Source organism: Stappia sp. G46H5W (assembly GCF_058448995.1).
Genome location: NZ_JBZFLL010000003.1, coordinates 569,164 through 587,860, shown reverse-complemented (window position 1 = coordinate 587,860; position 18,697 = coordinate 569,164). Strand labels below are relative to the sequence as shown.

The window sequence follows — 18,697 nt, the reverse complement described above, 5'->3', positions numbered from 1 at the left end:
TCCCGTCAGCGTCCGGCCGCATAGGCCTGCATCAGTCGCGGCGTCGCGGCAGCGCGCAGCAACCCGTTCGGGTCGCGGCGGGCGGCGGTCAGCCGGCCGATGGTCCAGGCGGGCGCCACGTCGAGAGCATGACCGCGCGCGCGCAGCGCGTCGAGCACCGGTTTGCCGAAGCTCTCCTCTACCATGATGTGGCCCGGCTGACGCTGGCGCGGATAGAACGAAGCCGGGAAGTGGGTGGTATGGAACAGCGGCTGGTCGATCGCTTCCTGCAGGTTGAAATCGTGATGGGCGAGGCGCAGGAAGAGGGACAGCTGCCACTGGTCCTGCTGATCTCCACCAGGGGTGCCGAAGGCAAGCGTGGGAACGCCGTTCTTCAGCGCAAGGCTCGGGGTCAGCGTGGTGCGCGGTCGCTTGCCCGGTGCCAGCGAGGTGGGAAGCCCTTCTTCCAGCAGGAACATCTGGGCGCGGGAGTTGAGGCAGAAGCCGAGTGCGGGAATGATCGGCGAGGACTGCAGCCAGCCGCCGGACGGGGTGGCGGAGACCATGTTGCCCCAGCGGTCGATGACGTCGATATGCACCGTGTCGCCGCGCTTTTCCGACAGATGCGCCATGGTCGGCTCGTAGACGCCGGTCGCCGAGGTGCCGAGCCCCTCAATCACCTGCATCGCCTTTTGCACCTGCGCCTCGTGACCCGGCACGATGCCGGGGCGCAGGTCGAAGGAGGCGGTCTCGCCGATCAGCGCACGCCGTCCGGCATTGTAGGCGTCGGACAGCAGGTGCTCCATCGGCACGTCGGTGAAGGCGGGGTCGCTGTAATAGGCCTCGCGGTCGGCATAGGCGAGTTTCATGGCTTCGGCGACCAGATGCACGAAGTCTGCGCCGACCGGATCGACCTCGCCGATGGCGGTGCCCTTGAGCAAGGCGAGCGCCTGCAGCAGAACCGGGCCCTGTCCCCAGGGGCCGGTCTTGGCCACAGTCCACTCGTGATAGTCGCAGGTCAGCGGCGTTTCCGTCGTCGCCCGCCAATTGGCGAGGTCGTCGGCGGTCAGCACGCCCTTGTGCGGCGTGCCGCTGGCGTCCATCGCCTCGGTCTTTTCGACGAAGGCGGCGATCTCCTCGGCGATGAAGCCGCGATAGAAGCAATCGCGCGCGGCCTCGATCTGCGCCTCGCGGCCGCTCTTCGTCTCCGCTTCCCTCAGCAAACGTTCCCAGGTGTCGGCAAGGGCGGGATTGCAGAACAGCTCATCCGTTGCCGGAGCCTTGCCGCCCGGGCACCAGGTGGCGTGGGAGGTCGGCCATTCCTTTTCGAAGAAGTCCGCAAGGCCGGCGATGGTCGCAGAGACGCGCGCCAGCATCGGATGACCATTGCGGGCGTAGTGGATCGCCGGTTCCAGGACATCGCGCAGCGGCAGTTTGCCGTGGTCGCGCAGCATCAGCATCCAGCCGTCGAACGCGCCGGGAATGACGGTCGCCAGCATCCCATCGCCGGGGATCAGCGACAGGCCCTCGCGGCGGTAGTGCTCGATGGTGGCGCCTGCAGGTGCCGGAGCCTGGCCGCAGATCACCTCCATCTTGCCGCTGGCGGCATCGTGCAGGATCACGGGCAGGTCGCCGCCCGGGCCGTTCAGGTGCGGCTCGACCACCTGCAGCACGAAGCCGGTGGCGGCCGCCGCATCGAATGCGTTGCCGCCCTTTTCCAGAATGCTCATGCCGACGGCCGTGGCGATCCAGTGGGTCGAGGTGACGACGCCGAATGTGCCCCGGATTTCCGGTCTGGTGGTGAAGGTGGACATCCGATCTCCCTTGGGGGTTTCCCGTGTTGTTGCCGGGCCGAAGCGCGGGTCAGCTCTCGCGCGGGTCGAGCGCGTCGCGCAACCCGTCGCCGAGCAGGTTGAAGCCGAGAACGACGAGGAAGATGGCGGCACCGGGCCACCACGCCATCCACGGCGCCTGGGTCATGAAATTCTTCGCAACGTTGAGCATCGACCCCCAGCTGGGATCGGGCGGTTGCTGGCCGAGGCCGAGGAACGAAAGGCTCGCCTCCGCGATGATCGCGGTCGCGACCGTCAGCGTTGCCTGCACCAGAACCGGCGCGAAGACGTTCGGCAGGATGTAGCGCGACATGATCGCAACGTCCGACAGGCCGACGGCGCGCGCGCCCTCCACATAGTCTTCCGTCTTCACCGACAGCACCTGGCCGCGGGTCAGGCGAATGAAGATCGGTGTCGCCGACAGGCCGATGGCGATCATCGCATTGGTCAGGCTGGGGCCGAGGAAGGCGGCGAGCGCGATGGCGAGGATCAGGAACGGCGTTGCCAGCAGCGCGTCGGTGATGCGCGAGATGATCTGGTCGGTCCAGCCGCCGAAATAGCCTGCCAAAAGGCCGAATGGCACGCCGACGACCACGGCGATCAGCACCGAGACGACGCCGGCGAGCAGCGAGGCCTGAGCGCCCCAGATCATCCGGGAGAGAATGTCGCGGCCGATCTCGTCGGTGCCCAGCCAGTAGAGCTCGGACGGGGGCTTGCGGATCGCCGACCAGCTGGTGGCGGCGGGATCGGCGATGGGCAGGATCGGCGCCAGCACGGCGATGCCGACGAAGAAGGCGACCAGCAGGAAGCCGAAGAGCGCGCTCTTGTTGCGCTTCAGCTTCTTCCAGGCGCGGCTGCCGCTGCGCGCAGGCAGGGTGTTGTCTTCGGCGGCGGCGGGCACGGCCGGGGCGGCGTTGGCGGGCGTGGTCACAGGGTCGCCCTCATGCGCGGATTGAGCAGGAAGTAGAGCACGTCGGCGATCAGGTTCATCAGGATGAAGCCGGCGGCGGTGCACAGCACGACGCCCTGCACCACCGCGTAGTCACGGGTGAAGACCGCATCGACGATCAGCTTGCCGAAGCCGGGAATGGTGAAGATCTGTTCGGTCAGCACCGCGCCGGCCAGCAACTCGCCGAACAGCAACGCGCCGAGCGTGACGATGGGCAACAGGGCGTTGCGGAAGGCATGCTTGAGGATGACGATGCGCTCGCCCAGGCCTTTCGCGCGGGCGGTGCGCACATAGTCGGCCTTGAGGACGCCGAGCATGGCCGAGCGCGTGTGCCGCATCAAGGTGGCGGCCAGCGCCGTGCCCAGCACGAAGGCGGGCATGATCATGGTCTGGAAGGACCGCACCGGATCCTCCAGCGGCGAGGTGTAGCCGGAGGCCGGCAGCCAGCCGAGCTCCACGGACACCAGCAGGATCAGCATGATCCCGAGCCAGAAATTCGGGATCGACAGGCCCGACAGCGCCACGAAATTGGCGATGTAGTCGATGGGGCCGCCCTTCTTCACCGCCGACAGGATGCCGGCCGGGATGCCGATCAGCATGGCGATGATCATCGCCATCACCGCGAGCTGGATGGTGACGGGCAGCTTGTCGAGGATGAGCTGCAGCACCGGCTGGTTGGTGCGCAGGGATATGCCGAGATCGCCCTGTACCAGACCGCCAAGCCAGTAGGCGTATTGATAGAAGATCGGATCGTTCAGCCGGTATTTCTCGCGGATGAAGGCGAGCACTTCCGGGTCGCGCTCCTCACCGGCCAGGACCAGCGCGGGGTCGCCGGGCAGGAGTTTTTGCAGCGTGAACACGAAGACCGACACCAGAAGCAGGGTCGGGATCGCGATCAGCAGGCGTCTTGCGATGAAGGTCAGCATGAACGGGCCGTATCCGGAAAAAGGGGTGCAGGGCCCGGGTCATCCGGGCCCCGCGGGTGTTTGCGTCAGGATTTGAACTTGACGTTCTGCAGGCGGATCATGCCGTCCGGGTAGGGAACGAAGCCTTCGACCTTGTCATCCAGCGCCCAGATCCAGGTCTGGTGGTAGAGGTAGATGATCGGCAGATCCTTCGCGAGGATCTTGCGGGCCGCGTCATAGCTCGCCTTGCGGGTCGCCGTGTCGTTGCTCGTGCGCGCCTTGTCGAGCAGGGCGTCGACCTCCGGATTGCAGTACTTGCTGTCGTTGATGCCGCCCTTGCAGGTCATGAACTGGTGGATGTTGCCGTCCGGGTCGGTCCGGCCCGACCAGCCCACCTGGCTCGCCTGGTAGTTGCCGGCCGTCTGGTCGGCGAGCAGGCTGGCGAACTCCATCGACTTCAGCTTGACGTTGAAGCCGGCCTCGGCGGCCATCGACTGCACCACCTGCATCAGCTGGGTCTGTACCGGGTTGTTGGCGACTTGCACCTCCAGATCGAAGGTTTCGTGTCCGGCTTCCTTCATCAGCTCCTTGGCTTTGGCGATGTCGCGGGCCGGGATCGGCGTCTCCTTGTCGTACCAGGGGCTGGTCGGCGGGAAGGGCTGGTTGCCCGGCGCGAACACGCCCTCGAACACGACCTGGTTGATCGCCTCGCGGTCGAGCGTCAGCTCGAACGCCTGACGCAGCCTGGGGTCGTTGCCGAACGGGTTGTTGCCGCGCTCGCCATTGTCGACATTGATGGTAATGCCCTGGTAGCCGAGGCTGACCGCATCCGCATAGACGAGCCCGGCGTCGGCCTTCACCGAGGCTGCATCGGTGGCGGCCAGGCGCTCCAGCATGTCGAGATCGCCGGAGCGCAGGTTGGCGAGGCGTACGGTCGTGTCGGGGATCGGCAGGAAGGTCACGCTGTCGAAATGGATCGCGTCGGCGTTCCAGTAGTCGGCAAAGCGGGTCAGCACGATGCGGTCCTGCTGGACGCGCTCCTTGAAGGCGAAGGGACCCGAGCAGACCGGGTTGGAGCCGAAGTCGGCCCCGGCGGCGGAAGCGGCCGTGGGCGAGACCATCATGCCGGCGCGGTCGGCGAGCTGGGCGAGCAGCGTCGCATCGGGCTGGCCGAGGGTGATCTTCACCTGCAGCGGGCCGGTCACCTCGACGCTTTCGATCGACTTGACCTCGCTCTTGCGACGGCTTTCCGGTAGCCCTTTCGAGCGCTCGATATTGGCCTTCACCGCTTCCGCGTCGAAGGCGGTGCCGTCATGGAACGTGACGCCTTCGCGCAGGTCCATGGTCAGGACCTTGCCGTCCTCCGACCACGTCCATGCGGTCGCGAGCATCGGGATGATCTCGAGGTCCGGCGTGATGTCGACCAGCTTGTCGCAAAGCGAGGCGTAGACGATACGGCCGACGAACGTGCGGGACTGATCCGGATCGAGCACATCCGGGTCCTCCTGAAGGCCGATCCTCAGGTCGGCCGCGGCAGCGGGCAGGGCCACAAGGGCGCTGGCGCTCAGCAGCAGGGCTGCAAGAAGACTCTGTCGCATTCTCAAGGCTCCTCTGGTCAGGTTCTTATGATTCAGATTGCGGGACGGAGTTCTGCTGGCGTTCGCTTCTGTCCCGGTAAAGCGAAAGACGGCGGCGGGCGGCCTGCGAGGCCTCCGGTTCGGCAAGGGCGGCGGTACCCTCCTTCGCCACGCGTTGCCAGTGATGGCAGGCGACGCGGCGGCCGGGCTCCACGTCCTGAAGGGCGGGCCGGTCCACGGCGCATCGCAGGTCGGCAAGCGGGCAGCGGGTGTGGAAGCGACAGCCGGAGGGGGGAGCAAGAGGCGAGGGCACATCGCCGGTCAGCTTCACTGCGGCCTTGCGGGCGCGCGGGCTGGGGATCGGGATCGCCCGCATCAGGGCGCGGGTATAGGGGTGAAGCGGAGCCGCATAGAGGGCGGCGGTCACACCTTCCTCGACGATTTCTCCGAGATACATCACGGCGACCCGGTCGCTCATGTGGCGGATGACGGCAAGATCGTGGGCGATCAGCACCAGCGTCAGGTCGTATTCCTGTTTCAGGTCTTCCAGGAGGTTGATCACCTGGGCCTGGATCGACACGTCGAGCGCGGAGACAGGCTCGTCGCCGATCAGCACCTTGGGACCGCTGGCGAGAGCCCGGGCGATGCCGATACGCTGGCGCTGGCCGCCGGAGAACTCGTGCGGATAGCGGTCGGCGAACTCGGCCCTCAGTCCGACGCGGGTCAGGAGCCGCGCGACTTCCTCCCGGCGCCATGCGGCGTTGCCAAGGCCATGGACGCGCATCGGCTCCTCGATGATGGCGCCGACGCTCATGCGCGGGTTCAGCGACGAGAAGGGGTCCTGGAAGACGAATTGCAGGTCCTTGCGCAGCCGTCGCATCTCGCCCTTGGGCAGGGAGGCGATGTCCTTGCCGCCGTAGAGCACCTCGCCTTCGCTCGGGTCGATCAGGCGCAGCAGCAACCGGGCGAGGGTGGATTTGCCGCAACCGCTTTCGCCGACCACGGCCAGCGTCTCGCCGCGATGGACCTTCAGCGACACGCCGTCGACCGCGCGCACGCTCTGGCGCTCGCCGAAAAGCTTCATGCCGACGGGGAAGCGCTTGGCAAGGCCTCTGGCTTCGAGGATGACGTCGCGGGTTTCGCTGCTCATGCCGCGTCTCCGAAATGGCGTTCCAGCGGGGCGTAGCGGCAGGCGGCCGAGTGGCCTTCAGCGATCTGTGTCAGCGGGGGTGCCTCCGCCCGGCAGCCGGCATCGGCAAAGGGACAGCGCGGGGCGAAGCGGCAGCCGGCCGGCATGCGTTCGACGGTCGGCACCATGCCGGGGATCGTCGCGAGGCGCCCGCCGCGCTCGCCGAGCGAGGGCACGGAACTGATCAGGCCGAGCGTATAGGGATGTTGCGGGTCGTCGAAGATCGCGGCCACCGGCCCGGTCTCGACGATGCGCCCGGCATACATCACCGCCACCTTGTCGGCGACTTCGGCAACGACGCCGAGGTCATGGGTGATGAGAATGAGGGCCGTGCCGGTTTCCTGCTGCAGCTCGCGCATCAGGTCGAGGATCTGGGCCTGGATGGTCACATCGAGCGCCGTGGTCGGCTCGTCGGCGATCAGCAGGCGCGGGTCGTTGGCAAGCGCCATGGCGATCATCACCCGCTGCCGCATGCCGCCCGACATCTGGTGCGGGTAGTCGTCGAGCCGGCGTTTTGCCGCCGGCACCTTGACCCGCTCCAGCATTTCGAGCGCCCGTGCCCGCGCCTCTGCCCGTCCGACCGGCCGGTGCCGGCGGACGATCTCGGCAATCTGTTCTCCGACCGTGTAGACCGGGTTCAGCGAGGTCATCGGCTCCTGGAAAATCATCGCCATGCGGTCACCGCGCAGCCTGCCGATCTCGCGGCGAGACAGGGCCAGCAGATCGCGCCCCTCGAACAGGGCGCGGCCGCGTACGATCTCGGCGGGGGGCATCGGCAGCAGCCCCATGAGGGCGAGCGATGTCACCGACTTGCCGCAGCCGCTCTCGCCGACGATGCACAGGGTCTCGCCAGCGGCGACGTCGAAGCTGACGCCGTCGACCACGTTGGAGGGGCCACCGCCGAAGCGGAGGGCAAGGTCCTCGACGACCAGCAGCGGCGTGCGGGTCGCAAGGGTCTGCGTGGTGCCCGTCTCAGCCTGCATCGGCATTGCCCTCGACGGTCTGCAGCATCAGCCGCTCCTGCAGACTGAGCAGGTGCTGGCGCATCGTTCGCTCGGCAGCCACCGGGTCGCGCCTTTCCAGCGCGTCGACCAGCTCCTCGTGCTGGGAATGGTAGAGCCTTTGCGAGCTGGGTGTACGCAGTGCCTCGCGCACATGGCGCCAGTTCTCGTCCTGCCGCACCCGGTCGACGACATCGAACAGGGCCAGGAACAGCGTGTTGCCTGCGGCCAGGGCAACGGCCCTGTGCAGGGAGCTGTCCCACAGCTCGCGGCTGTCCATGTCCGGGGCGGTTGCGACCTTTTCGGAAATCTCGCGCATGCGCGAGATGTCGGCGGCGGTGGCTCGGAGCGCGGCGAGGCGGGCAAGCGCCGGCTCGATGCGTAGCCGGACCTCCATCACCTCGAACATGTTGCTCATTTCCGGCAGGTGGCGGATGCGGCTTTCCGCGCGCCCACGAGCAGCGGCGATGAAGGTGCCGGCCCCCTGGCGGCGCCAGATGCGCCCCTCCGCCTCCAGGACGTCGAGTGCGCGGCGTACCGCGCGCCGTCCCACGCCGATCTCCTCGGCCAGCTCGCGTTCCGTGGGCAGCTGGTCCCGCGCTTCCCGCTCCAACTGGTCGACGATGATGCGAAGGCGCTCCAGGGCAAGGCTGGAGTTGCGTTGTGTCTGGGTGTCGTCCGCCGTGGAAGCCAAGCCCGCCTCGTACCTTTTTGTCTATTGGTTCCATTAATGGCGCGAAAGAAACGGTCTGGCAAGCCGCCGTGGCGGGGTTGGTTTGCGATGCTTGCGAAATGGGCGGCTGTGGCGAAATTTTCGGCGTCATTGATGGGGCGGTGCCGGCGGGGTGAGCATGTTGTGGCGCGGAACCAATCAATTATTGGTTCGTGCTGTCGCCGGGGTGCGGCGGCGGGTCGCTTGAGGGGCGGAGGGCGCGGGCGTAAAGTGCCGGTCCTGCCGCCTACCGGAGCTTTCCCATGCAGACGACTGCCACCGTCACTGGTCTTTACATCGGCAAGGCGCGCGAGCGCTGGGAGGGCAAGCCGCCTTCGGCGATCGGCAAGCAATCCGTCCGCGGCCCCCTGGAACTCGGCCTCGACGGGTTCGAAGAGGACGAGCAGGCGGACCGGGCAGTACATGGCGGGCCCGAAAAGGCGCTGCATCATTATCCCGCCGATCACTATGCGTATTGGGCGGCGCGCTGGCCCGAGCATGTCGAGCGTTTCGTTGCCGGCGGCTTCGGCGAAAACATCTCCACTCTCGGCATTTCCGAGGCCGACGTTTGCCTTGGCGACCGGTTCAGCATCGGCTCGACTCTCGTAGAGATCTGCCAGGGCCGCCAGCCCTGCTGGAAGCTGCCCGCGCATACGGGGATCGACGAGATGGCCATGGCCATGCAGAAGAGCGGGCGCACCGGCTGGTACTACCGGGTGTTGGAAGGAGGCCGGATCACGGTCGGCGACAAGATGGAACTCATCGCCCGTCCCTGTCCCGACTGGCCGCTCGACAAGGTGATCGCTGCTCGCTTCGATCCGCGCCTCGATCCTGAGGTGGCCGCCGCCATTGCCGCGTTGGCGCCGCTGTCGGCCTCGTGGCGTGCGGCGTTCGTGAAGAAGTCGCAGGCGGACTTTTCCGAAGACACCTCCGCCCGCCTCCAGGGGGGATGAGCCGGCGCTTGGTGGTCCCTTGCGGCGTTGCCAGCACCTGCTAAATTCCCCGGCGCAAATCCCGAGGAGGGGGCTTTGACGACGGAAGACATTTCCCGCGTTCCGCATTCGGTGTTTTCGCTGGATGCGGTTCCGCTCGCAGACCGCTTCGACGTCTGGCGCGAGAGTATTGGCTGTCTCTTCGAGGTGGGCGTTCCGCAGGAGCGTCGGGCCCAAGGATTTCGCGCGGAACTGGATGCCCATGTGATCGGCGATGTGGCGCTGGCCCGCACCCGAACCGAGGCCCAATCCTGGGCGCGCTCGTCGGCGACCATCGCGCGTGACGGCATGGATCACCTGATGATCCAGATCTATGAGCAGGGCCGGATGGAGTTCAGCCATCGCGGGCGTGAGGAAGTCTTCACCCAGGATGCGCTGGTGGTCTTCGATCTGGCGCAGGAAATGCAGTCGCAGACCAGCGACTTCACCAACCTGTCGCTTCTCGTGCCGCGCTCGCTCATCGAGCCTCAGCTCAAGCAGGCCGGCGACCGGCACATGCAGGTAATCCAGGCGCAGGGAAATCCGCTTGCCCGCCTGCTGATCGACCACATGATAACGCTGAAGGCGCTGGCGCCGAACATGAACCTTTCGCAAGGCACCGAGGCGAGTGCGGCGACCGTGGCGCTGACGGCGGCCTGCCTCAATGCCAGCCGCCGCGACGACGGGCAGGGCGAGGCGGGCATCGCCTTTGCGCTGCTGGTGCGCGCGCGTCAGCGCATTGCCGAGCACCTGCGCGATCCGGAGCTTTCGCCGGCACGGGTGGCGCGTCTCTCCGGGGTGTCGCGGACCCGTCTTTACGAGATGTTCGAGCCCTTCGGCGGGGTGCTTGCCTATATCCGCGAACAGCGGTTGCGGCTGGCCCTGCGCATGCTGATCGACCACCGCTTCGCCGAATGGCCGATCTCGGCCGTGGCCTCCGCTTGCGGCTTTGCCAATGACAGCGCGTTTTCACGTGCCTTCCGCGCCCGTTTCGGCACCACGGCGCGGGACATGCGGGCAGCGCCCGCGGGAGCGGAGCGGGTGAGCAGCGATTTCAACCGTGATCTCGACCGCCGCTACGAGGAGTGGATCCGCCTGCTCAGCGCCTGAGCCATGCGGCGCGGGACAGGTCCCACGCCGGGTTTACGTGTCAGCGCCAGGCGATGATCCTGCCGGACGACCCATCCGCTGTACCGTCCATGCGGTTTGTGCCCTTGAGGGCAAGCACCGCAACGCGCCGGCTCATCATGCCAGTCAGCACGACTTCGTTGCCCCGCAGGGACCAGCTGGAAACGCTCTGCAGGTCGGTGCCCATGCATCCGAACGTGGATGCGAAGTCGCCCATGCCCGCGCCGGTCGGGCGCAGCGACAGGCGGCACTGCTTGCCATCGACATCGACGTTCCAGTCGCCGGCGATCTGGCCCTTGGTGACCGGGGCGGGGGCCGCGGACTGACCCGCCATCGCGCCGAACAGCATCGCTGCGGCATTGCCCATCGCGTTGGGGTCGACGCGCACAGAGGCGGTGGTGCTGGACGACTTGGTGTGGCGGGTGCCGTCCGGTGTCACCCATGACTTCGAGGAGGAGGACAGCGTGGTGGTGCGCTGCATCGGGGACATGGAGGACGCCTGGTTGGTGCTGCCGAAAGATGGGGATCCGAAGTTCGGCGCAGCAAAAGCGGGAGGCGGGGGCGGTGGGCCGGAGCTGGCAGGGGCCTGGCAGCCGGCAAGGGCGGCGGCAAAAAGCAGGGCGGCGGTCGCCCGGGGAGCCGGGCGTGCGGTGCGGGAAAGGGTCATGCGCGTATCCTGAAATCCGGTGTGGACGTCCGTTTCGGGGATCCGTGCCACATCGCCCCCCTCGACGCGGCGGTTGGCACGCCCGTCTTTCTTGTCGGCAGCCGGGTCGGCGGCCAAGCGTCATCCCCGTCTGCCGGACGCAGCGTCGAAAAAAACGGACGCGCTGCAAGCTCGCGAACATGCCGACGGTCGCTGCGTGACGGGTGTCACATCACTGGGTGGTTGGGCCGGTCATGGTGAAAAGCGCCGCGTGCGCTCGCGTGCGGTGCCTGATGCATCCGGTGGAGGTTCATTTGCGACAGACAGGACTTGCTGCCCTGCTGGCAGCGGCGTTGGCCGTGCCCGCGGCGACAGCGCAGGAGACGCAGCCCGACACCTTGCTCGTCATCGACATGTCCAACTCGATGTGGGGACAGATCGACGGCGTGGCCAAGGTGGAGATCGCCCGCGAGGCGCTGGCCGGGCTGGTGGAAACCCTTCCCGACGGCGCGCCGACCGGTCTGATGGCCTATGGTCACCGGCGCACCGGCGACTGCGGCGATGTCGAGCAGGTGGTCCCGGTCACTCCGCTCGACCGCGCCGCGTTGACCCGCGCCGTGGCGGCGATGAAGCCGCGCGGCAAGACGCCGATCACCGAGGCGCTGCGGCAGGCGGCCGCCGGGCTCAATGCCAATGACCGGCCGGCCCGGCTGGTGCTGATCTCGGACGGCATCGAGACCTGCGGCGGCGATCCTTGCGCTCTTGCGCGAGAGCTGGCGGCCGGGGGCATCGACTTCACCGCCCATGTCATCGGCTTCGACATCGCCTCGCGCGCCGACCAGGCGAAGATCGCCTGCATCGCCTCTGCGACCGGTGGGCGCTATTTCAACGCGCGCAATGCGGGCGAACTGTCGGAGGCGCTGAAGATCTCGACCGAGGCAGCGCCGGCCGAACCGGCCGGTTTCCCCGTCACCTTCAGCGCGGTCGAGGCCGAGACCGGCAATGCGGTCACTGGTGCGGTCGACTGGACGGTCGTCGATGCGTCGAGCGAGCAGCTCGTGGCGACGCTCGGCGGCAACGATGCCAAGATGGAGCTGCCGGCGGGCGACTATCTCGTCACCGCAACGTCCGGCGAGCGCGCCGGCGGCGTCGAGGTCAGCGTGAACGATCAGGGTGCGTCGGTCGTGGTCAAGCTCGCCAGCGACGTGCCGCAGGCGACCGTCACCCCGGCTGCGACCTCCGCTCCCTCCTCGTCCAGCCTGTCGATCGCCTTCACCGGGCCGATGGAGGATGACGATTTCCTGCGCATCACCGGTCCCGACGGGGAGCGGCTGGAAACCGACAGCTGGGTCTGGGTGCGCGACGGCAACCCGCTGTCCATGCGCGTTCCTTCCGAGCCCGGCCGCTATGCGGTCGCCTATGTCTGGGCCAAGGGCGGCGACCGGAGTATCGCCACGGCGGCGATCGAGGTGACGCCGGCCGACCTTGCCATCGAGCTGCCGGCAGAGGTGCCTGCCGGCACAACGGCCAAGGTCTCCTGGCGCGGCCCGAACGGGCAGGGCGACTATCTCGCCTTCGTTCCCGTCGGCGGGACGGGAGACGATCACGACGGCCGCTATGCCTATGTGCGCGATGGTGCGGTTCTGTCGATGCAGGCTCCTTCCGAGCCTGGTGAGTTCGAGGCGGTCTATGTCGCCGGCAATGACGGGCAGGTGATGCTCCGCACGCCGTTCAAGGTCGTGGCTTCGCCTGCAACGGTCTCGTTCGAAGGGCCGCTCGTGGTCGGCAGTCATGTGGACGTGGCCTGGACCGGCCCCGGAGGCGGGTCCGACTGGGTCGGCTTTGCCTCGGTCGGCGCTCCGGCCGCCGAGTATCTCGGCTGGGCGACGCCCGAGGGGACCAGCGTGCGCCTGCCGACGCCGGCCATCGCGGGCGACTACGAGCTGCGCTACGTGCTCTCGGCCTCGGAAGGGCCCAAGGTGCTGGCCTCTCTTCCCGTTACGGTGGCGGAAGCCGAGGTGAAGCTGGAGGCACCCGCCGAGGTCGCGGCCGGCAGCGAGGTGCAGGTGATCGCCGAAGGGCCGATGGCCGGCGCCAACTGGGTGGGCTTCGCCCTGCCGGGCGAGGGCGAAGCCGCTTATGTCGGCGGGGCCTGGAACAGCGCCGAGAACATCGCGGACGGCCGGATCTCGGTCATGGCGCCGACGGAACCGGGCCAGTACGAACTGCGCTATGTCATCGCCACCGGCGAGCCGCGGGTTGTCGCGCGGGTCCCGGTCACGGTGAAGTAGGAACGAGCCTGCCCTGGAAAAGAAAACACCCCGGCAGGCGGGCCGCCTGCCGGGGTGTCTTGCATTTCGGCGAAGTCAATCCGTCCTACTTGATGCCGGCGCGCATGAAGCTCTGCACGAACTGGCGCTGGAACAGCAGGAAGGCGATCAGCAGCGGTCCGGAAGTCATCAGCGTCGCTGCATTGATCACCGACCATTCGATGCCGGAATCGATGGCCGAGAAGACGCTGAGTCCCACCGTCACGGGGCGGGTGTCGACCGAGTTGGTGACGATCAGGGGCCACAGGAAGTTGTTCCAGTGGTGGCTGACCGAAACGAGGCCGTAGGCGAGGTAGGTCGGCTTGGCGAGCGGGATGTAGACCCGCCACAGGATGCCGAGGATGCTGGAGCCCTCGATGCGCGCGGCTTCGTCGAGTTCGCGCGGCACGGTCATGAATGTCTGGCGCAGCAGGAAGATGCCGAAGCCGGAGGCGATGTAGGGCAGCGCGATCGCCGGGATCGTGTCGACCAGGCCGAGAATGCGCATGGTCTTGTAGTTCTCGACGATCAGGATGTCCGGCATCACCAGCAGCTGCAGCAGCACCAGCGTGAACAGGATCGAGCGGCCCGGAAAGGTGAAGCGCGCGAAGGCATAGGCGGCCAGCGTGCACAGCAGGAACTGGCCGGCAAGGATCAGCGTCACCAGCATGAAGGTGTTGAGGAAGTAGCGCGCGAAGGGCGCGGCCCCCCAGGCTTTCTCGAAATTCTCGAAGGTGAGCGGGGCCAGCAACTCGAAGCGGGCCTCGTAGGCCGAAGGGTGGATCGCCGTCCAGATCGCGAAGGCGAGCGGCAGGATCCACATCAGGGCCAGCACCCAGGCAGCGAGCGTGTTGAGCGTCCGGTCGAGGTCGAAGCGCCGGCGGCGCGGGCGGGCGGGAGCGTCGGCTGCGGCGGTCATTTGTAGTGCACCCTGCGGTCGAAGAAGAAGAACTGGCCGATGGCGAGCGCACACAGGATCGCCAGCATTGCGACGGTCAGCGTCGCGCCGTAGCCGGTCTCCCAGTACTTGAAGGCCGTTTCGTAGATGTGGAACAGCAGCAGCGAGGAGGCGTTGTCCGGGCCGCCATTGGTCAGGATGAAGATGTGATCGACCAGGCGGAACGAGTTGATCACCGCGTTGATCGATACGAAGAGCGTGGTCGGCATCATCAGCGGGAAGGTGATGCGCCAGAAGATCGTCCAGCGGCCGGCGCCCTCGATCTTGGCCGCCTCCACCAGGGAGGGCGGGATCGCCTGCAAGGCCGCCAGATAGAAGATCATGAAGAAGCCGGCCTCCTTCCACACCGTGACGACGATGACGGCGTTGAGGGCGGTGGCCGGATCGCCGAGCCAGTTGGTCTGCGGCCAGCCGAACAGGGCGGAGCCGACCTGGTCGATCAGGCCGAAGCCCGGCGTGTAGAAGAACAGCCAGATGTTGGCGACGGCGATCAGCGGCAGCACGGTCGGGGTGAAATAGGCCATGCGCACGAAGCCGCGCCCCGTGAGGCGGTCATTGACCCAGAGCGCCATGACGATGGCGATGCCGACGGAGAGCGGGATCGTGCCGAAGGCGAACCACAGATTGTTGCCGAGCACCTTCCAGAAGATGGGATCGCCCATCATCCGCTCGTAATTGTCGAGGCCGATGAAGCGGGCGGGGCGCCGGCCGCGCGGGGTGGAGTGGAAGCTGTTCCACAGCGTCATCACCGCCGGCACATGGGTGAAGGCGAAAAGGAAGAAGAGGGCGGGAAGCAGCAGCAGCCACGCGTGTATCCATTCGCGGCTGCGTATCAGCATCGGCACTCTCGTGCGGCCTGTCGCGGTCGTCATCTTGTCCTTGTTCCTTCCCTCGCAACCCTGTCGGCTCGTCCTGCCTCGAACCGGGATGGAGACCGGCAGCGACGGCTGCCGGTCTCCTTGTTCATCGTGACCCGGTTGCCCGGTTCACCGTCAGGTGTCAGCGATACTCGGCGAGGATCGCGTCGGCCTGGGCCTGCGCGTCCTTCAGAGCGGTCGCCGCGTCCTTCTGGCCGGTGATCGCAGCGGCCAGCGCATCGTTGAAGATCGTCGTCACGCGCTGGTTCTGGTAGGTGGACAGCTCCGCGACGGCGAACTCGAGCTGGTCGCGGGCAACGGTCGCCGGCGGGAAGTCGGCCGCGTAGGTCTTCATCGCCTCGGTCTCCCAGGCGTCCGGACGCGGCGCGACATAGCCCGTGGCAATGGTCCACTTGGCCGCCTGCTCGGGACCGGTGATCCACTTCACGAAGTTGGCGGCCGCGGTCAGCTGCTCTTCGGACGCACCCTTGAAGAGATAGAAGTTGCCGCCGCCGGTCGGCGCGCCGCGGCGCTTGTGGGCGGGCAGCATGCCGACGCCGAACTCGAACGGCGCGTTGTCACGCACGTTGGTCAGGTTGCCGGTGGTGGTCCACATGATCGCGGTCTGGCGCTCGAAGAAGGCCTTCGGCGTTGCGCCCCACTCGATGATGCCCGGCTCCATCACGCCGTGCTTGGTCGACAGGTCGACCATATACTGCAGCGCCTCGGCGACCTTCGGGTCGTCGAAATTGGTCTTGTTGCCCTCGCTGTTGGCCAGGATGACGTCGTTCTGCGTTGTCAGACCCTGGAACAGCCAGTAGGGGAAGCCGGAACTCGGGATGCGCACGCCCCACTGGGTGACGTTGCCGTTGGCATCCTTCTTGGTCAGCTTCTTGCCGAACTCAACCAGCTCTTCCCAGGTCGCCGGGGGCGTCTCGGGGTCGAGGCCGGCCTCCTTGAAGGCCTCCTTGTTCCAGTACATCACCGGGGTGGAGCGCTGGAACGGGATGCCGTAGGTCTTGCCGCCGGTCTGGCTGTTTTCCATGAAGGCGGGATAGAACCCCTCGAGCCAGGCCTTGTCCTCATCGGTCTTCAGGTAATCGTCGAAGGGGACGATCAGGTCCTCGTCGATCAGGGTGAACATGTCGGCCGACAGCGCCATGGACAGCTGCGGAGGAGTACCGCCGCGCGAGGCGGTGATCACCTTGGCGATGGTGTCCTGGTAGGAGCCGGAATAGACGGCGTCGATCTTCACGTCCGGGTTGTTCGCGACATACTCGTCGGTCAGGGACTGGATGGTCTCCGCGGCCTTGCCGCCGACAGCCACCGGAAAGAAGAACTGCAGCTCGACGGCCTGGGCGGAGGCCCATGTGCCGAGTGCCAGTCCGGTCGAAAGGGTCGCCGTGGCGACGGCCTTCATCAGCATCGATTTCAACATGTCTGCCTTCCCTCATGTTGTGCCGGCCGCTTAGCGGTGGCTTTGCCGGCTTGACGTTCCGCGCGCGGCGCGGAAGCGTTCCTGTGCGAAGGGCCGTTGCCAGCCCCCTGTTCGTGCGTTGCCCGTTCGCCTCAGCTGGCGAAGCGGCTTCCGGCAGCTGCCGCGAGATCGTCGCGGCGATGACCGGTGGCGCCGTCGAAGACGTGCAGGTCCTGCGGTGCGAAGCCGAGGCGGATGTCCGTGCCGGCGGCGATGTCGTGGTCGCCCGGCAGGCGGACGGTGAAGATGCTCCCGCCGGCCTCGCAGTCGATCAGCATGTCGGCACCGAGATATTCCAGGCTTGCCACCCGTGCGGCGAGCGGCCCGCGATCCGCCAGGGTCAAGGCCTCGGGGCGCAGGCCGACCTTGTGAGCGGCAAGATCCGCATCCAGGTCGGCCAGCAGCGCGCCCGGCAGCACGTTCATCGGCGGAACGCCGATGAAGCGGGCGGCGAACGGCGTCTCGGGTCGCTGGTAGAGGGCGCGCGGATCGCTCGCCTGCTCCAGCCGGCCGCCGTTCAGCAGCACCACCTGGTCGGCCATGGTGATGGCCTCGACCTGGTCGTGGGTGACGTAGACCATGGTGAAGCCGAGCTTCTTCTGCAGCGCGCGGATCTCCACCCGCATCTCGTGGCGCAGCTTGGCGTCGAGATTGGACAGCGGTTCGTCCATCAGGCAGACGGGCCGCTCGGCAATGATGGCGCGCCCCAGCGCCACGCGCTGCTGCTGGCCGCCCGACAGCTGCGAGGGCTTGCGGTCTAGCAGGGCGGACAGGCCCAAGAGCTCGGCAACACGCTTCAGCCGCGCTTCGCGCTCGTCCTTCGCCACGCGGCGCACCTTCAGGCCGAAGACAATGTTCTCGGCAACGTCGAGATGAGGAAACAACGCATAGGACTGGAACACCATCGCAAGGTCGCGTTCGGCCGCCGGCAGGTGGGTGACGTCCCGCCCGCCGATCAGGATGCGTCCTGCATCGGCGCTTTCCAGGCCGGCGATCATCCGCAGGGTCGTCGACTTGCCGCAGCCCGACGGTCCCAGCAGGACGGTGAACGTGCCGGCGGGCACGCGGATCGACAGGTCGTCGACCGCCTTGTGGGCGCCCCAGACCTTCGAGACATTTTCAAGCAGGATTTCCTGGCCCCCCGGGCGGCCGTCTGTCGCGGGCGTGTTCATCAGCGCTCCTCGTTGTTGTTGGTGCACACCACGCTCTCGCGTCCGGCCGCTGCCAACAGCGCCTCGACGGAGGCGGGCAGGGCGGTGTCGCAAAAGACCGCGGCAACGTCGGTGATATGACCGCCGCGCACATGCGCGGGCCGGCCGAACTTGCTGGCGTCGAGCACCAGGAAGGCGCGCCGGCAATTGGCGAGGATGGCCTGGCGCGCGGCGACCTCGTCCTCGTGGAAGTCGAGCAGGGTGCCGTCGGCATCGACGCCGGCGACGCCGAAGACCCCGATGTCGACCTTGTAGGCGGAGAAGAAGCGTTCGGTATCGGCGCCCAGGATGTCGCGGTCGCCGTGGCGCAGGCGCCCGCCGGCGATGGTCACCTCGAAATCCGGGTTCTGCGAGGCGGAAAAGGCGACATGCAGGTTGTTGGTGAAGACCCGCAGTCCCTGATGGCGGGCCAGCGCCTGCATGACGATTTCGGGGGTCGTGCCGATGGAAAAGGCAAGGGAGGCTCCGTCCGGAACCTCGCGTGCCACCGTTTCGGCGATCGCACGCTTCTGCGGCAGGTTCAGGATCTGGCGGCGCGCATAGTGGAGGTTGCCGGCGGGCGCGGGGGGCTCGACACCGCCATGGGTGCGGCGCAGGATGCCGTGCTCGCACAGTCGCGTGAGATCACGCCGGATGGTCTGGGTGGTGACGTCGAAGCGCTCGGCCAGCGACTCCACCGAGGCGAAGCCGTTGGACTGCACGAGATCGGCGATCTCGCGCTGGCGCGCAGTTATGGCCAGGCCGCTGGTCATGAGCGACTGTGTTCCTCCCGAATGCGGACGTTCCGTCTCTACTTCGTTCATATGAACATAGCACAACGTTCATATGAACATACAATGACAGAATTCACCTTGTTGGAAATCAGTGGGGTCTCCTTGTCCGGACGCCGCTCCACAGCGGCTTGCGAGGCCGTTTTTGCAAATGGTTCGCAATTGCATTGACAAACTGCAAATGGTTCTCATAATCATTAAAAGGAAGAAGGCTGCTGCCCGTTTG

General features: G+C 67.0%; 16 protein-coding genes. 3 read left to right on the top strand and 13 right to left on the bottom strand.

Annotated elements, in window-relative coordinates:
• Positions 1–5: 5 nt before the first annotated feature.
• The 7 genes from ACVJ6E_RS12885 to ACVJ6E_RS12855 all read right to left on the bottom strand — a co-directional run bounded on the left by ACVJ6E_RS12885 (position 6) and on the right by ACVJ6E_RS12855 (position 8,126).
• Positions 6–1,793, bottom strand: a complete 1,788-nt coding sequence (locus ACVJ6E_RS12885; RefSeq protein WP_120266949.1) for a gamma-glutamyltransferase family protein — start codon at positions 1,791–1,793, stop codon at positions 6–8.
• A 49-nt stretch (positions 1,794–1,842) separates the two neighbouring features.
• Positions 1,843–2,712, bottom strand: a complete 870-nt coding sequence (locus ACVJ6E_RS12880) for an ABC transporter permease (protein ID WP_120268254.1) — start codon at positions 2,710–2,712, stop codon at positions 1,843–1,845.
• 26 nt (positions 2,713–2,738) lie between these two features.
• Positions 2,739–3,686, bottom strand: coding sequence for an ABC transporter permease (locus tag ACVJ6E_RS12875; RefSeq protein ID WP_120266950.1), 948 nt, complete (start codon positions 3,684–3,686; stop codon positions 2,739–2,741).
• Positions 3,687–3,751: 65 nt separating this feature from the next.
• A complete protein-coding gene (locus tag ACVJ6E_RS12870; protein WP_120266951.1) occupies positions 3,752–5,263 on the bottom strand; it encodes an ABC transporter substrate-binding protein in 1,512 nt (503 codons plus the stop codon).
• A gap of 25 nt (positions 5,264–5,288) precedes the next feature.
• A complete protein-coding gene (locus ACVJ6E_RS12865) occupies positions 5,289–6,392 on the bottom strand; it encodes a dipeptide ABC transporter ATP-binding protein (protein ID WP_120266952.1) in 1,104 nt (367 codons plus the stop codon).
• Entirely contained in the window at positions 6,389–7,414 is a 1,026-nt protein-coding gene (locus ACVJ6E_RS12860) for an ABC transporter ATP-binding protein (protein ID WP_120268255.1), read from the bottom strand. The genes ACVJ6E_RS12865 and ACVJ6E_RS12860 overlap by 4 nt, the downstream gene beginning before the upstream one ends.
• On the bottom strand, positions 7,404–8,126 hold the full coding sequence (locus ACVJ6E_RS12855; RefSeq protein WP_120266953.1) for an FCD domain-containing protein: 723 nt from the start codon (positions 8,124–8,126) through the stop codon (positions 7,404–7,406). The genes ACVJ6E_RS12860 and ACVJ6E_RS12855 overlap by 11 nt, the downstream gene beginning before the upstream one ends.
• A gap of 281 nt (positions 8,127–8,407) precedes the next feature.
• On the opposite strand from ACVJ6E_RS12855, the gene ACVJ6E_RS12850 reads away from it, so the two are divergent.
• A complete protein-coding gene (locus tag ACVJ6E_RS12850; protein WP_120266954.1) occupies positions 8,408–9,097 on the top strand; it encodes an MOSC domain-containing protein in 690 nt (229 codons plus the stop codon).
• A 75-nt stretch (positions 9,098–9,172) separates the two neighbouring features.
• Positions 9,173–10,225 carry a helix-turn-helix domain-containing protein gene (locus tag ACVJ6E_RS12845; protein WP_158592595.1) on the top strand — a complete coding sequence of 351 codons (1,053 nt, stop codon included), beginning with the start codon at positions 9,173–9,175 and terminating at the stop codon, positions 10,223–10,225.
• 40 nt (positions 10,226–10,265) lie between these two features.
• On the opposite strand, the gene ACVJ6E_RS12840 is transcribed toward ACVJ6E_RS12845, so the two are convergent.
• The gene (locus ACVJ6E_RS12840; protein WP_147421797.1) at positions 10,266–10,910 is read right to left on the bottom strand and encodes an AprI/Inh family metalloprotease inhibitor; all 645 of its coding nucleotides are present in this window, start codon (positions 10,908–10,910) and stop codon (positions 10,266–10,268) included.
• 293 nt (positions 10,911–11,203) lie between these two features.
• On the opposite strand from ACVJ6E_RS12840, the gene ACVJ6E_RS12835 reads away from it, so the two are divergent.
• A complete protein-coding gene (locus tag ACVJ6E_RS12835; RefSeq protein WP_158592596.1) occupies positions 11,204–13,180 on the top strand; it encodes a VWA domain-containing protein in 1,977 nt (658 codons plus the stop codon).
• A gap of 85 nt (positions 13,181–13,265) precedes the next feature.
• Here the strand turns inward: ACVJ6E_RS12835 and ACVJ6E_RS12830 are convergent, their stop codons facing one another.
• The 5 genes from ACVJ6E_RS12830 to ACVJ6E_RS12810 all read right to left on the bottom strand — a co-directional run bounded on the left by ACVJ6E_RS12830 (position 13,266) and on the right by ACVJ6E_RS12810 (position 18,453).
• Positions 13,266–14,117, bottom strand: a complete 852-nt coding sequence (locus ACVJ6E_RS12830; protein ID WP_120266958.1) for a carbohydrate ABC transporter permease — start codon at positions 14,115–14,117, stop codon at positions 13,266–13,268.
• On the bottom strand, positions 14,114–15,028 hold the full coding sequence (locus ACVJ6E_RS12825; protein WP_208996588.1) for a carbohydrate ABC transporter permease: 915 nt from the start codon (positions 15,026–15,028) through the stop codon (positions 14,114–14,116). The genes ACVJ6E_RS12830 and ACVJ6E_RS12825 overlap by 4 nt, the downstream gene beginning before the upstream one ends.
• A 127-nt stretch (positions 15,029–15,155) precedes the next feature.
• Positions 15,156–16,451 carry an ABC transporter substrate-binding protein gene (locus ACVJ6E_RS12820; RefSeq protein ID WP_199680944.1) on the bottom strand — a complete coding sequence of 432 codons (1,296 nt, stop codon included), beginning with the start codon at positions 16,449–16,451 and terminating at the stop codon, positions 15,156–15,158.
• A gap of 131 nt (positions 16,452–16,582) precedes the next feature.
• Entirely contained in the window at positions 16,583–17,662 is a 1,080-nt protein-coding gene (locus ACVJ6E_RS12815) for an ABC transporter ATP-binding protein (protein ID WP_120266959.1), read from the bottom strand.
• Entirely contained in the window at positions 17,662–18,453 is a 792-nt protein-coding gene (locus ACVJ6E_RS12810; RefSeq protein WP_120266960.1) for a DeoR/GlpR family DNA-binding transcription regulator, read from the bottom strand. Before ACVJ6E_RS12810 ends, ACVJ6E_RS12815 begins: the two co-directional genes overlap by 1 nt.
• Positions 18,454–18,697: the final 244 nt, after the last annotated feature.

What these genes read in the sequence shown, in the direction of transcription:
- ACVJ6E_RS12885 (WP_120266949.1), bottom strand. Translation starts at nt 1,793, where the DNA reads ATGTCCACCTTCACCACCAGACCGGAAATCCGGGGCACATTCGGCGTC.
- ACVJ6E_RS12875 (WP_120266950.1), bottom strand. Translation starts at nt 3,686, where the DNA reads ATGCTGACCTTCATCGCAAGACGCCTGCTGATCGCGATCCCGACCCTG.
- ACVJ6E_RS12870 (WP_120266951.1), bottom strand. Translation starts at nt 5,263, where the DNA reads ATGCGACAGAGTCTTCTTGCAGCCCTGCTGCTGAGCGCCAGCGCCCTT.
- ACVJ6E_RS12865 (WP_120266952.1), bottom strand. Translation starts at nt 6,392, where the DNA reads ATGAGCAGCGAAACCCGCGACGTCATCCTCGAAGCCAGAGGCCTTGCC.
- ACVJ6E_RS12860 (WP_120268255.1), bottom strand. Translation starts at nt 7,414, where the DNA reads ATGCAGGCTGAGACGGGCACCACGCAGACCCTTGCGACCCGCACGCCG.
- ACVJ6E_RS12850 (WP_120266954.1), top strand. Translation starts at nt 8,408, where the DNA reads ATGCAGACGACTGCCACCGTCACTGGTCTTTACATCGGCAAGGCGCGC.
- ACVJ6E_RS12840 (WP_147421797.1), bottom strand. Translation starts at nt 10,910, where the DNA reads ATGACCCTTTCCCGCACCGCACGCCCGGCTCCCCGGGCGACCGCCGCC.
- ACVJ6E_RS12830 (WP_120266958.1), bottom strand. Translation starts at nt 14,117, where the DNA reads ATGACCGCCGCAGCCGACGCTCCCGCCCGCCCGCGCCGCCGGCGCTTC.
- ACVJ6E_RS12825 (WP_208996588.1), bottom strand. Translation starts at nt 15,028, where the DNA reads ATGACGACCGCGACAGGCCGCACGAGAGTGCCGATGCTGATACGCAGC.
- ACVJ6E_RS12820 (WP_199680944.1), bottom strand. Translation starts at nt 16,451, where the DNA reads ATGTTGAAATCGATGCTGATGAAGGCCGTCGCCACGGCGACCCTTTCG.
- ACVJ6E_RS12815 (WP_120266959.1), bottom strand. Translation starts at nt 17,662, where the DNA reads ATGAACACGCCCGCGACAGACGGCCGCCCGGGGGGCCAGGAAATCCTG.
- ACVJ6E_RS12810 (WP_120266960.1), bottom strand. Translation starts at nt 18,453, where the DNA reads ATGACCAGCGGCCTGGCCATAACTGCGCGCCAGCGCGAGATCGCCGAT.